Source organism: Novosphingobium sp. ST904, from assembly GCF_001298105.1.
Classification (GTDB): Bacteria; Pseudomonadota; Alphaproteobacteria; order Sphingomonadales; family Sphingomonadaceae; genus Novosphingobium.
The window spans coordinates 1-13536 of the sequence record NZ_LGJH01000084.1 but is presented as its reverse complement, the minus strand read 5'-3'; the positions used below and the strand labels follow the sequence as shown (position 1 = coordinate 13536).

The following is a 13536-nucleotide window of genomic DNA, read 5'->3' as shown; positions in this document are numbered from 1 at the left end:
CGGGGCTCGCTGGCGGCGGTGCGCACGGCGACCCTCCCCCTTCCGGTAACGTGCTGCCGCAGCGAGCCGAAGGGCTCCGCGCGGGCCGGGACCGGCGCGCGCATGGCCCCGATCCGCCCCCCATCCGCTGGGCGGATCGGACAGGAGGAGAGGGGGAAGGGGAGCGGCAGTCCAACGAAGGAGGTTCAGATGACCGTGTCATTCCGCATCGTCGATGACGCCGCCGCAGGCGCTTCAGCGCCCACTCCCCATACGCCGCCCCCAGCGGCTGCCGTCAGCCAGCAATCGGTCGATGCCCTGCGCGAAATCCTCGCCGCGCACGGCGCGCGCCACGGCACCCAGATGATCGTTTTCGACCGCAGCGATCTCGCGCATCTCGTCTACGACTTCGACGCGCGCGCCTGCCTGCTTTCGATCTCGACCATCGCCGCCTGTTTCGATCAGGATACCGCCGTGATCGCGGTGGTCGAGGAGGCCCAGTTCCAGAACCGCTGCCTGCGCATTTGGAAGCATCGCGCGAGCGGGGCGATCCACCTCGCTCTCTCGAGCCATCCCGATTCCAAGCCCGCGCCCGAAGAGGCCAAGCTGGTGCGCGAAATCGAGGCCATGGAGGCACGGGTCCGCCAGACCGAGCGCATCCACGCGCGCAGCGAGGACTACCTTGCGCGGATCGACTGGGCGGCGATGACCAAGGACGATTACGAGACCGCCGCCAGCCATCACCATGAACTCGGATGGACGCTGCACGACCTCGACCACGGTATCGAGGAAGCCTCGCGCGAGCTCTGGGCCTATTGCTACTGACCCGTATCCATCAGCGCCCGCCAAATGCAGGGGGAGCCGAAGCCTCGCGCCTTCGGCTCCCCTTTTTTGCTGCCTGCCGCCGAGACGCTGCGCCGCGATCTGCCGACTGGGCGCACAGCGCCGGATTGAAAATGGCCGCGCGGTAAAGGCTCTACCGCGCGGCCCTGGTTGTAGATCGAGCCCCTTTATGAAGCGGCCCGGACTCCCTCCAGGAGCCGCTTCTCCACCTCGTCTACGCCCAGTCTCTTCACTGCCGCCATGATCCGCTCCAGTCGGTCCAGCGGGACCTTGAGCAGCCCCGCCTTTTCGACCGAACCGATTGCCGTCTCGCGCACTCTCGCCTGATGCGCCTGGCGGCGCTCGACGAGCTTGCGTTCCTCGGCTTCGATCGCGGCCATTTCTGCGTCCAGTGACTTTGCCATTGCTTGTACCTTTGGTCAGGCTGATCGGGCTCTGAACGCGCTCAGCTTAACGCGCATCTTCGCTTCCGCAAATACGGCGCGGGCCGTACTTTCGGATCTACTGCCATCGCCGAGGTTTCACCATGGAATTCCCTGCTGTTCTCGCTCGCCGAATTTACCGCGGCCGCGGCCTGTTCCGCTTGGCAGCGGCTCCAGCCCCGCCGGAACTAGTTGCCCGGCCCGGCGTCGACCGAACGCCCAGACGCGCCGCATGACCACGGGTGAGACAAAAGCTTCCTAAGCACACCCTACGCAACGGTGTTGCAGGATTTTAGCGTCAAATCATGGTATTAGACGGAAATTGGATGTGATCCCATCCGATCCCAAATGTGATCCCAACCGGATCGCGCCAGAAAACACCAGTAAAGCAGCGGTTTTCGTGGGATCGGTTGGGATCGCTATACTGAAGAACCGGCACTTCCCGTATTGCTTGCCCTCAGAATAACCGGTATGTCATCGGGGCTTTCCTCGAGCCTGCCAGCCTCCTTTTTGGAGGCCAGTATGAATAAACCGATTATCCAGCGAAGCGTCCGGTTCGAGGCTGACCAGATCGCTAGGCTCGATGCCATCGCCGCCGATCAGAAGCGCTCGTTTGCCGATCTGCTGCGCCTCGTCATCGTCGAATATCTGGAGGGGCATCGCGCCCAGTCGGACAGCCAGCTGCGGCTTGCCCGCGTGACCGAATATGCGCAGGCCGCGCTCGACACGATCATCCTCGAACAGCACCCAGAACACCGCGAGAAAATCGTCGCGGAAACCGCCCGCCGGATGGAGCGATACCATGCCGCGCGCTGACATCCGTAGTGATGGGCGGCCGGTCCATGTGAAGCACCATTCCGCGCGCGGCGAGGTGCCGCGCAACTCGGGCAATTTCACGCGCGGCAGCCAGCTTCTCAACACCCAGGTGCTGATGTGGCTGCAGGGCGCCAAGATGCCTGCGGTCATGTGGCTGGCGATCTTCGTGCTGGCCTATTCGGCGATCCTATCGCTGACGCTGAGCGAGAACAATTTCCAGCTGATCTGCATGCGGATCCTCTCTGCGCTCTGGGACTGGTGCGCGCTCGATGCCTTCAAGCGCGTGAACCTGCATCTGCCCGACAATTCGGTGCGCAGCACGTTCATGGGCTACGTGCCCTATGTGCCCGAGGTCATGGCGGCCTGGAACAAGGCGGTGCGCGGCGTCATCGGATCGTTCCTGATCGCCTCGTTCCTCACCGTGCCGGCCTCTATCTGGTATGTCGATTTTTCGCGCCGGCGCGGCAAGTCGATCATGGAGGAGCGCCACGAGCGCGGGGCCATGCTGGTGACGCGCGAAGTGCTCTACCAGGAGATCGTCCAGCACAACCATGCGGCCTTCGAGAAGGAAGCGCGCGACCTTTTCCCGGACCGTTCGCCGGAGGACGTGCTGGCGATGCCGTTCGGGGCGCGCAAGGCGGCGGGGATTCATCATGCCTACACGCTCGCCGGCATTCCCTATCCGCACCGGCTCGAGCAGTCGCACACGATGTTGCTGGGCACCACCGGCACCGGCAAGACCACGGTCCTGCGCCGCATCTGACACAGATGCGCGAGCGGCAGGACAGCGCGGTTGTGTTCGATCTGACCGGCGCATACGTCGAGGCGTTCTACGATCCCGCGCGCGACACGATCCTCAATCCGATGGATGCGCGCTGCCCGGCCTGGACGATCTTCAATGACTGCGCGAGCTACAGCGAATTCACGGCGGCGGCGGCCGCGCTGATCCCGTCGGATGGCGGCTCGTCCGAACCGTTCTGGGCGCTCGCGGCGCGCACCCTCTTCATCGAGATGTGCATGAAGCTCATCGAGAAGGGGCAGACCTCCAATCGCGCGCTCGCGGACAACCTGATGACCGCCGACCTCAAGCAGGTCCACCGCCACCTGCAGAAGACCATCGCCGACCCGCTGACCGCGCCCGAGGCGGCACGCATGGCGGAATCGATCCGCGCGGTCTTCAACACCAATGCCCAGGCGCTGCGCTTTCTCCCCGACGAGGGCAAGGCGTACTCGATCAAGGCCTGGATCACCGGCGAGAAGCAGCCCGGCTCGATCCTCTTCATCACCTGCAACTACGTCGACCTCGAGATGAACAAGGCGCTGCTGACGCTCTGGTCGAACCTTGCCATCCATTCGCTCATGACGATGGCGCACACGCGTAGCTTACGCACCTGGTTCATGTTCGATGAGCTCGGCGCGCTGCACCGGCTTCCCGCCATCGAGAGCGGCCTGCAGACCGCACGCAATTTCGGCGGGGCCATGATCCTCGGGCTCCACTCCTTCGACAAACTCGTGCAGGTCTACGGGGAGGAAAATGCCCGCAACTTGTCCTCGCTGGCGCGCACCAAGCTGATGCTGGCCGCCGCCGATCTCGACACCGCCGAGCAGTGCGCGCGCTATATCGGCAACCGCGAAATCCGGCAGATGGATGAGGGGTACAGCTATGGCTACAACAACACCCGCGACGCCTCGACGCTGACGCCGCGCAAGCAAATCGAGCCGCTGGTCATTCCCGACGACATCATGAACCTGCCCTCGATGCACGGCTTCGTGAAATTCGCCGAAGGGTTTCCGGCGGCGCGCATCCGACTCGAGTGGACGCACTATCCCAAAGTCGCCGAGGGTTTCGTGAAGCGCGTGCTGCCGGTGGCAGGCGATCCTGAAGGGCAGGGACGCGGAAGTGGGGGGCGAGGCAAGGGCGGGGATGATGGCGGGCGCGGCGAAAGCCTTGCGCCCAGCGACGAGGAGATCGCCGCGCGCGATCTGGTCTTGGCGCAGGCGGCGAGCATCCTTGAGCAACCGACCGAAGCGCAGGACCGGGACGGGCGCGATCCCAATGCGCGCGAGGCGTTCGAGCGAATGGATCCGAGCGCTCCGCATGGCGCCGCCGGTCGGCGCGATGACGAGCACCGCGAGGAGCGTGAGCGACCCGTCGATCGCATCGATGTCGGCCAGATCCGGGCGGAGGAGCGGGGCAGGGGGGATCGGCACGATCCGGCCATTTTGCACCAGGCCCATCCCCAGCCCTGGGAGGAAGATCTCGGCGTGCGCGAGGCCCGCGACGGGTTCGGTCTCGAGGGCGAGGATGCCGATCTCGGCATCGGTGACTGACGATGCTGTCGATCGCCTCGGTTCGCTCCGCCGGCGGCGCGGCGCAGTATTTCACGAAAGACGATTTCGTGAGCGGGGAATACTACACCGACGCGCACGCGGCGATGTCAGCCAGTGGGGCGGGGAGGGCATCAAGGGTACCCCGCTCGAGAGTGCCGGCGCCGTCGCCCGCGATACCTTCGAAAGCGTGCTCAAGGGCGTGGCGCCGGACGGCGAGCGGCTCGATGCCAAGGACAATCGCCGGCCCGGGTACGACCTTACCTTTTCGGCGCCGAAGTCGGTCTCGCTCATGGCCTATATCGCCGGCGACAAGCGGATCCTCGGACCCGAGGGCGCACACCTCAAGGCTGTGCAGCAGACCATGGCCTGGGTCGAGAAGAACCTTGCCGAAGGGCGCAAGACGGTGGATGGCAAGACCTCGCCGGTCAGCACCGGCAACCTCGTCTATGCGCTGTTCCAGCACGACACGAGCCGGGCGCTCGATCCCCAGGCGCATATCCATGCGATCGTCGCCAACATGACGCGCATGCCCGACGGCAAATGGCAGGCGCTCCACGCGGACAAGCTGTGGTCGAACAACACGGTGATCGGCTCGATCTACCATGCCTACCTGCGCGCCGAGATGGAGAAGCTGGGCTACAAGGTCGAGCTTCAGGGCAAGCACGGGACCTTCGAGATCACCGGGGTGCCCAAGGCGGTGATCGAGGCTTTCAGCCAGCGGCGCGAGCAGATCCTGCTGAAAGCCGAGCAGCTCGGGATCGTCTCGGCCAAGGGGCGCGACGGCGTGACCGTCAATACCCGCGATCCCAAGCTCAATGTCGAAGGCCGCGAGGGGCTGCTGAAGGACTGGAGCGACAAGGCAGCCGCGCTCGGGTTCGACGGCAAGGATGTGCTGGCAGCAGCGCTACGTGATGCGGAGGCGCCACAGGCGGATTCCGCGTTCGGGCGCGGCTACCAGGCGATGGTCGAGGTGGTGAAAAGCGCGCGCGAGTTCTTAGCAGGATTGCTGCGCTCGCCCGACCCGTTGGTGGACAAGGGAATTGCCCGCATCGCCCAGTCGGCGCCTGAGGCCCGCGCGCAGATCGCGGTGGCCTCAGCCATCCGCCACCTCGGTCAGCGCGAGGCGGCCTTCGACATCAACAAGGTTGCCAAGACCGCGCTCGATTTTGGCCTGCAGGGCGTCACGATCGGGCAAATCGAGGCGCGGGTCGATCGTCTCGTGGCGCGCGGCGATCTTGTCAGCGGGCATATCCGGGAGCGGGGCGTGAAAGTGCCGGCGGTGACCACGCCGGAGGCCTTGGCGACCGAGCAGAAGATCCTCGATTATATCGCGGGCAGTAATGGTAAGGCCGTGGGGATGGTCGTGCCGGCCGAGGCTCCGGACCGGCTACAGGCGGTCTCGCCCCATCAGCTCAACGAGGGTCAGCTGGCGGCCGCGACGATGATCGTGTCAGGGGCGGACCGATACGTAGTCGTTCAGGGCGTGGCCGGCGCGGGCAAGTCCACGATGCTGCAGGCAGTGTCGGGCGTTGCCGGCGAGGAGGGGCGCAAGGTCCTGGGGCTCGCCTTCCAGAACAAGATGGTCGCCGACATGCGTGAGGGCATGGTTCCGCGGGAAATGACCGTCGAGGATATGAGGGCGGCCGGGATCGAGGCCCAGACGATTGCCGCCTTCATCTGGCAGAACCAGCAGCACCTTGCCGATCCGCAGAGCCCGATGGCGCTGGCGCGGCGTGACGAACTCAAGGACACGACGATCGTCGTGGACGAGACTTCGATGGTCTCCAGCGACGATATGCTGAAGCTGCTGACGATTGCCGAGAATGGGCATCGACAAGGTCGCGATGGTCGGGGACCGCCAGCAGCTTTCCTCGATCAATGCCGGCAAGGCCTTCGCCATGGTCCAGGCTGGCGGCGCCTTCATGGCGCGTATGGACCAGAACATCCGGCAGCGCACCGATCAGCTGCGGACTGTTGCTGCGCTCGCGAATGTCGGACGTGCAACCCAGGCGCTCAAGGTGCTCGGCGACAAGGTTATCGAAAGCGGCGAGCCGGCTGAGCAGGCGGCGCAGCTTTGGCTTGCGCTGCCGGAGGCGGAAAGGGCGGTGACAGCGGTCTTCGCCTCGGGTCGCGAGACGCGTGCTACCGTCAATGCCGAGATCCAGGCTGGGCTTGCCGCCGATGGATCGCTGAAGGGCGATGGGCTCGCGGTCACGGTCTACGACCGGGTCAGCAAGACCTGCGAGGAGCTGCGCTACGCGCAGAACTATACGGCGGGGCAGGCGCTGCATGTCACGGGCAGGGTGCCAGAGATCGGGCTTGGGCGCGGCGTCTATGCCGTCAGCCATGTTTTCGCGAATGGCAAAGTCGAAGTTCAGTCGGCCAGCGGGCGGCGCATTCGCTTCGATCCGCAGCAAATCGATCCGAACGTGACGCGAGAGCGCCTGGAGCTCAGCAAACTCGAAAGCCTCAGGATGTACGAGGGCGACCAGATCCGCTGGACAGCCAACGACAAGGAGCGGGGTCTTTTCAATTCCGCACTCGCTCGTGTGGTGGCGATCGACGAGAAGGGGGTGACGGTCGAAACCGCGACGAAGGAGCAGGTCACGCTAGAGCGCGGTGATCCGATGCTTTCTCGGTTGGATCTTGCCTACTCGCTTAACATGCACATGGCTCAGGGTGTCACCGCCGACAAGGCGATCACCGTGATGCTGAGCTACGAGCGTAATCTCTCGAACCAGCGGCTTTTCAATGTCGGGGTGACGCGCGTGCGCGACGACATCACCATCGTCGTGGACGACCGGCAGAAGCTGGAGCGGCAACTCGATCGCAATGCCGGCGACAAGACCTCGGCGCTCGAGACGACCGGTCAGATCGATATTGACGGGCCCGAGGCGAAGGAGGCCGCGGCCGATGCGGCGCTCACGGCTGCGCTGGGCAAAATCGAGTTGGACGGCGGATCGTCAGCAGAGGGCGCTGAAATGGACGGAGGCGATCTGTTGGATCTCCCGCCCATGGGAACGTCGGAGATCGATTATTCCAAGTACGATGCCGATGGTAAGCCGTTGATGGGGCTGAGCGCGTTGCCAGAGGCGAGCCAGAGCGACGATCGAGGCCAGCTTGAAGGTGATGGGCTTGGCGTCGTGCCGCTCGATGTTGATGATCTGCGCGGTCTTCCGCCTATCGCGGGTAGCGAACCGCAACTGCCGGGGCTTCCTGAAAAGAACCTTGGGCTTGATCTGTGAGGTGCGCGCAATCTTCCAATGCGGAATGATTATGCTGGCCGGCTCATGGTGAGGTGGCAGCTATGGCACTTTACCCGTCGCGCAAAATCGCTGGTAAAGTGCCATAGCTGTAAAATCTTGAAGCAAGGGAGATAGGGGATTCACCTCGGGATTCGGGTGCGGTAGATTCGTGACATGTTCCATCAGCCCGATCTGTTCGAACCGCGCGCCGTTCCCGCGCCCGTTCCCATCAAACGGATGGACATGCCTACGCTCGTCGCGCGGATCATGGAGGTGTCACCTCGCCCGCGTTACACCTTGCTTGTCCTCAATTTGCTGGCACGGGCGCCAACCCCAAGGGAGTGGCTGGCCCTTACATCATCGACGAGGAACAGGCGGTTCCCGTTCGGGACTGGCTGGGGAAAGCGATGATCCCGATGGCGCAGCGCCATCATCGCAGGCAGGCCATTCGTCAGAAGTTGCTCGATGAAATGAAGCGCGAGGACACTATGCCGGCCGATCCGGCAGATTTGGACGATGTGCTGGACGCCCAGATGCAGGACCGATTGCAGCAGTCAGCTCGGTGCAGCGTCAGCCGTGCGGTTTCTGATCTGGTTAGGGCAGGTTTGGTTCACCGACATTATCAAGGGTATCGGGTTGACCATGACAACCGAGGTGCGCGACGCGAGGCGGTTTATACACTCGTCCCAGAGGTGCGCGCTATTCTCAGTTAGTGAATGTAGGACATGAATTTATACGGTGGCCGAATGTCACATTGGAATGTAAATATCAGCACTTTCAAAGTTCGTGGACTACGGCCGAAGATAAATTCAATTTTATCATCAGCCGTAAATCGAAAACTGCAGTGGCGGAAATTTCCCGATACTAACGACTTATCAGGCTATCTCTATCAGTTACGATCTCAAGTTCGCCACTGGCAATCCTGTCTGCAACCTTTTTGAATTTTACTCTAGTTATAGATCCGGTCGCAACGTCAGATACTATAACAAACTCATTGCGCCCAATCCTAGGTCCCGGAATTGAATGATTTCCAATGTGCCGCGTCGCGGCTTGGCGAAGTCGTTCAACTAGCGCAGAGTTACGAATTGCAGCAGCATCATTTTTTACGCTCTCAGGTGAAACCAAAGACAATACCTCTCTGGCTGCATGTAGAGATTTCGTATAGTTTTGTTCCGTACGATGAATTATCATCTCTTGATAAACAAAGAAAGCAAACATAGTGCTGCTTCCTTCGGCTAACCTCTTTTCATTCTTCCGGACGAAGAGCATGATTTGCTTCGCACGCGAGAGATTGCCGTTGTTGAGATCAGTTCCAACTTGATTCGCTAAAGAAACCGTATCGTTAGCATTCAAGAATTCCATAGCTTCAGGTTGAGAAACGAGCGCCCAATACGTCTCAAAAGCCAATTCTTGATCACTATCGGCGGACAAAGCAAGTAATGCAGAAGCTGCGCTAAGCTTCTGTTGAACAATGCCTCTCGAGTAATAGATGGCGTAGTTAATGCTTTTTTAAGTAGGGCCTTGATGCTACCGGTCGCGGTTTTCCGATCACCGACGTTAGCAAGATTAACAATGGTCTCAAATGGGTTGGTTCCGGCTCGCGATTGCGCGACGTCTAAAAGCCGATCAAACGTAGCTAGGTCGCCCAGGGCCAGCGAGACCGCCATAAGCTCGGCCATGTCGCTTTCATCAAATCCGAGAGTTCCCCTCACGGTTGCATAAGGGATGCGATCACGGACAACAATTTCGGACGTCTCCGCAAGAATGGCTGCGCGCTCTTCATCATTCTCCGCAGCGCGGAGTCTGACAGACGCGAAAGCGGGCTTGAACGCCGTTACCGCTGCATTATGGGCTGAGTTGAAGGCTGACCTGGCTTCCGCAGTCCTGTTAAGAGCCGAGTACACTTGCCCAATATTATAATAGACTGCGGTGATGATCTCCGATTTCACCTCTGGTGTGAGCTCATGATCAACCTGGATGTCATTTAAAACATCCTCGTTAATTTTCAGAATCAAGTCCGCATTGTCTATCATTGAGATGTGCAAATATGCGGTCCCAACGGCGTGCCTTGCCTTGAGCATGTAATTACCTGCAGCCTCGGCAATTGGCTGCAGTATCTCAATGGCATCTTCTGGCTTCCCAAGTAGCATAATTGCTAAGCCTTTGTGATAGCTCAGCATTGTGCGCACTTCGTTGGAACGTGTCTTGGTGCTAGCGAGATCTAGTATGCCTATGGCTTCTTGAAAAAGCCCCAAATTGTACAGGGCCATTCCGTACTGAAGGAGTTCAAAGTCCTCAAGGCTTTCGATGGCCCCGCCAGAACCTATGTATTGGTTGAACAAATCAATTGACGCACGATATTCGCCGCTGGAATACCTCCGGCCAGCTGCAGTCAGGAGACCTTTTTGACCCGCTTCCACCTGAGCAAGCCATGTCTCTGACAATGCATGTTCAATCACACGGTTCTTAATGGTGGGGGCGTGGTTCGCAGATGCGGTTGTAATACCTGCAAGATAGAGCTTGCTTTTGGATCTATCGTCGAGGGTTTCGCCTTTCCCATAAAGCAACGCAACTAGTGCAGCCCTTACCTCGGGCTCATTTTCCGCTAGAGCCCGAATGTGGTCGAGCGGAGCCCTATCAAAGCGAGTAAGGTAGAGTCTCTCTATCACAGCATCGACCGTCGCAAGATCCACTTGCTCGGCAGCGGCCATAGCATCCTCAAGTGCGGAGTATACATCCCACGTCATTCGAGGATTTCCGCTTGTCCAACCGTATACGGCTTCCTGAATTTCCAGATCGAACTCGATTCCGGCTTTGCGAAGGAGGCTAGAAACCTCAGAGCGACTGAAATCGCTAAGATATATTTTCTCACCGATATTGAACGGGGAGATGTTTTTATCTTTAATGAGATCAGTCGGCTCTGCCACGCCCGATAGGACGTAGGTCAAACTTTCATAAATCGCGAAATTTGCCCTCGCGAAATACATGCTGCGAACCTGCGATAAGATACGATCCGAGTAAGGTTGCCCCACAAGAGAATCGATCTCATCGAGAATGATAATGACCCGTTCTTTTTTTGAGGCAGATAAAACCAGCCGGAGATGTCGATCATATTCAACGCTCGGATCCACAGTGGATCCAAGACGATCTAGATTGATTTTCTCGCGTACATCATCCAGTGGAAGTGATTCCAGCAGGCTGTCAATTAGATGATGGAACAAGCCACGGGCGTCACTGAAGCCGATCGACAGATCAACATAGACCGCCAATTCACCGTCTGCTTCACGGCGACGCTTCATCCTAAGCAGCAGGTTAGTCTTGCCCATCTGCCGGGCAACTAGGATGTAGCCCGGGCGTCCCATGTCATCGATAACATCGTTCAACTGGCGGTCTGCGTCGCGATCGACATAAAGATTGTCAGGGATGATGGTTCGCGGCCGAAGGGCTTTGCGATAGGTCAAAGCACGAGCTCCTGTCCGACTTGAGCGCAGAGTTCCTCAACCGAGGAGTTACCCGCCGTTCGATTTCGCCAATGCCTAAAGACCATCTTCACGAACCTAGGTGATCCCTTCGAAGCTTGAGCAATTGAACTCTGGTGTTGGGCAGAGAGATCTGACTTTACCGCAGGGGTTAGAAGCTGGATTAAACGAGTGATATCCTGCTCGCTCCACAAGTCGACAGGTAGGAACTGTATCTTTTCCCGCACTTTACTACTCAAATCTACCCCAATTGACGAAACTGCAATTCTTGATGAAAATACAAACCGAATTTGCCCGTATAGCCGGTCGTCGGAATCTAAAATTTCAAGAAATTTGGAAATTGTTTGCGTCGCAATTCCAAGGGATTGCGCATTTAGCGGCATCTCTTCAACGAGAATAGTTGTTACACTATCTGATCTTAGGTCCATAAGCAGGCGTTTCCCGAATGCTGCCTGGTCATTGAACGTTGCGTCATGGGTCTCTAAAAGCGGCATTTCCGATATCGAGGCCAGTTCCGCGCAGAGTGATGCCAAAAGACGTTCAGGTCCTGCAATATCATGGGCAGAGAGATTGATGTGGAATAAACGCCAGCCGCTAGAATAGATCGCGCGCCGAGCGGCAGCGGACTTGCCAATTCCCGAATCTCCGGTCAACCACATGTGACCACGAGACATTACATCCAGAACTACACTGTCAAATGAGCGTTTTAAGTAAAATGTCTCATTTATAGGAGTGTAAACATCGAACAGTGGATCGGCCGGTCGTTCGAATGGAACGACCTTCTGCGCTGCCGACTTATGCTCGAGCATCGGCTCATCTGCTTTCAAAAAGCGTTTGAGAGTCTTGTAGCGAAGGTCATCTCGCCCATTAGGTGCAACAATCGATCTGTGATCCGCGTCAATAATAACGGATTTGTTGTTTCGTCCTATATAGGGAACGGCGCTATCGGACGGAACTGTTCGATCAGAACCACCTAGTATGTAACGAACATTTATGAGATCTTCGACCTTGAGATGTTCCCAGTCGATATTCAATGTAGTTAGACCGCCCTCATCGCGACTAAGGGCTTTCAATTGCCGATGTGGGAACGAAATTAAAGATCCTACGTTAGCAAGCGTCGATCCTGTGCTCGGCACCGCGAGGAGCGCAATGCGGCGAATATTTAGAGAGCTTCCGAGTCGGATATTTGAAGTAACCAGATGACGCGCAATCAGTCCGCCCAAACTGTGCGCGACAATCGAAATTGTGGCTCTTCGACCGTGGCGCTCTTCCAAGAACGTTCTAAGGCCGTCCGCAAGATCTCTGAGGCCAGGTAATGGAGGTGTAAATGGCAAGCGGACTAGGCGGGTTGGGTAAGCATAATAGTCGACTGTAACCCCGGCGAAATCGGGATCGCTATCAATGCACTCTGCCATCTTTCCCCAGGTAGATCCTGGCGAACCGGATAGGCCATGGATGAACACAATCGCTTCGCCGTCATCTTTTGCGTCGGGACTTATCGTGTATCGCGTTGCAATTTCGGTTTTCACAGACAGCCTGTCCCAATCCTGGCGCAAGCTGCCGCTTTTGGCTAAGGCTGTTGGTAGAAGCAAGTTTTACGGCGCTAGATCGAGGGATTTCCCCAACTTCACCTGTTTTGATAGTTGCAAGCGATTGCATCGGCAATTCAGAATAGCTTCCTGAGCCTCTTGAACGCTTGTCGGTTTTCCTAATTCGCCGGACCCAAGAATGGCGGGCAACCTCACTTTCAAATGCCGGATGAACTCCTCAAATATCGGACAAGCGAAAGTTAAAACGGAGAGCGAGGAGTGCAGCCCACTCTGGACTCCGCGTTGCAAAAGGCAGAAACTCACTGCTGGCTTTCCAGCAAGGCTGATTGGCTATGCAGGTGGCAAAAACCGCATCGGACGCAGATTGGGAAGAGGCACGTCGCCGCGAGATGGTAATCCGTCCGCTGGCAAATTGCCCGCGCATCTCCGCCGAAGTCGCGACTGAGGCCATGTCAAAGCTGGGGCTTCAAAGATCCCGCTTTCACGAACTCCTTCAGCGATATCGCGCTGCGCCCTGTGCCGCCTCGTTGTTACCGGGCAAGCGTGGCCGGACATGCGGGAGTCGAAATCTGTCAGCCGATGTCGAGCAATTGATCAGCCGAGGGATCGAAGAACATTACCTGACCCGCGAAAAGCCAAGCGTCCAAGCTCTGCGACGTTGGTTGGACCACGAGTGCAGGAAGTCCGGAATTCGGCCGCCGAGCACCAAGGCAATCACCGCACGTGTACAGGCCTTGCCTCCCGTTTCGACGGCTCGACGACGCCTCGGTGCTAAGTGCCTGACTCGGAAGTTTCTCAACCGTAGCAATACCTTGCAGTTCTGCGGGTGAGCATGCGGATGGAGGCGATGGTGGCCCATGCCGTTGACGAT

General features: G+C 58.8%; 8 protein-coding genes and 2 pseudogenes. 6 read left to right on the top strand and 4 right to left on the bottom strand.

The features are described 5' to 3' along the window. The first annotated feature begins 189 nt into the window (after positions 1 to 189). Positions 190 to 804: a hypothetical protein gene (locus ADT71_RS01580; RefSeq protein WP_054434481.1), complete on the top strand. Its 615-nt coding sequence runs from the start codon at positions 190 to 192 to the stop codon at positions 802 to 804. 185 nt (positions 805 to 989) lie between these two features. On the opposite strand, the gene ADT71_RS01575 is transcribed toward ADT71_RS01580, so the two are convergent. Next, complete coding sequence (locus tag ADT71_RS01575; RefSeq protein WP_054434479.1) at positions 990 to 1226, bottom strand: hypothetical protein; 237 nt, start codon at positions 1224 to 1226, stop codon at positions 990 to 992. Between the two features lie 540 nt (positions 1227 to 1766). Here ADT71_RS01575 and ADT71_RS01570 point away from each other — a divergent pair. The 4 genes and pseudogenes from ADT71_RS01570 (at position 1767) to ADT71_RS01555 (ending at position 8349) form a co-directional block, all read left to right on the top strand. Next, positions 1767 to 2060, top strand: coding sequence for a hypothetical protein (locus ADT71_RS01570; RefSeq protein ID WP_054434477.1), 294 nt, complete (start codon positions 1767 to 1769; stop codon positions 2058 to 2060). Beyond that, positions 2047 to 4391, top strand: a pseudogene (locus ADT71_RS01565) (type IV secretion system DNA-binding domain-containing protein). The gene ADT71_RS01570 and the pseudogene ADT71_RS01565 overlap by 14 nt, the downstream one beginning before the upstream one ends. A gap of 2 nt (positions 4392 to 4393) precedes the next feature. Next, a pseudogene (gene mobF, locus ADT71_RS01560) lies at positions 4394 to 7636 on the top strand (MobF family relaxase). 341 nt (positions 7637 to 7977) lie between these two features. Beyond that, positions 7978 to 8349: a hypothetical protein gene (locus tag ADT71_RS01555; RefSeq protein WP_369818142.1), complete on the top strand. Its 372-nt coding sequence runs from the start codon at positions 7978 to 7980 to the stop codon at positions 8347 to 8349. Between the two features lie 151 nt (positions 8350 to 8500). On the opposite strand, the gene ADT71_RS30980 is transcribed toward ADT71_RS01555, so the two are convergent. Genes ADT71_RS30980 through ADT71_RS30975 form a run of 3 tightly spaced genes read right to left on the bottom strand, consistent with a single transcriptional unit; the run spans position 8501 to position 12644 of the window. After that, the gene (locus tag ADT71_RS30980; protein ID WP_156336390.1) at positions 8501 to 8989 is read right to left on the bottom strand and encodes a hypothetical protein; all 489 of its coding nucleotides are present in this window, start codon (positions 8987 to 8989) and stop codon (positions 8501 to 8503) included. Beyond that, complete coding sequence (locus ADT71_RS01550) at positions 8986 to 11097, bottom strand: AAA-like domain-containing protein (protein WP_197282879.1); 2112 nt, start codon at positions 11095 to 11097, stop codon at positions 8986 to 8988. The genes ADT71_RS30980 and ADT71_RS01550 overlap by 4 nt, the downstream gene beginning before the upstream one ends. Continuing rightward, positions 11094 to 12644: a triacylglycerol lipase gene (locus ADT71_RS30975; RefSeq protein ID WP_165913348.1), complete on the bottom strand. Its 1551-nt coding sequence runs from the start codon at positions 12642 to 12644 to the stop codon at positions 11094 to 11096. The genes ADT71_RS01550 and ADT71_RS30975 overlap by 4 nt, the downstream gene beginning before the upstream one ends. Before the next feature lie 353 nt (positions 12645 to 12997). Here ADT71_RS30975 and ADT71_RS35335 point away from each other — a divergent pair, with 353 nt between their 5' ends. Continuing rightward, entirely contained in the window at positions 12998 to 13495 is a 498-nt protein-coding gene (locus tag ADT71_RS35335; RefSeq protein WP_132470014.1) for a DNA-binding domain-containing protein, read from the top strand. The last annotated feature ends 41 nt before the right edge of the window (positions 13496 to 13536 follow it).

What these genes read in the sequence shown, in the direction of transcription:
- ADT71_RS35335 (WP_132470014.1), top strand. Translation starts at nt 12,998, where the DNA reads ATGCAGGTGGCAAAAACCGCATCGGACGCAGATTGGGAAGAGGCACGT.
- ADT71_RS01575 (WP_054434479.1), bottom strand. Translation starts at nt 1,226, where the DNA reads ATGGCAAAGTCACTGGACGCAGAAATGGCCGCGATCGAAGCCGAGGAA.
- ADT71_RS01580 (WP_054434481.1), top strand. Translation starts at nt 190, where the DNA reads ATGACCGTGTCATTCCGCATCGTCGATGACGCCGCCGCAGGCGCTTCA.
- ADT71_RS01570 (WP_054434477.1), top strand. Translation starts at nt 1,767, where the DNA reads ATGAATAAACCGATTATCCAGCGAAGCGTCCGGTTCGAGGCTGACCAG.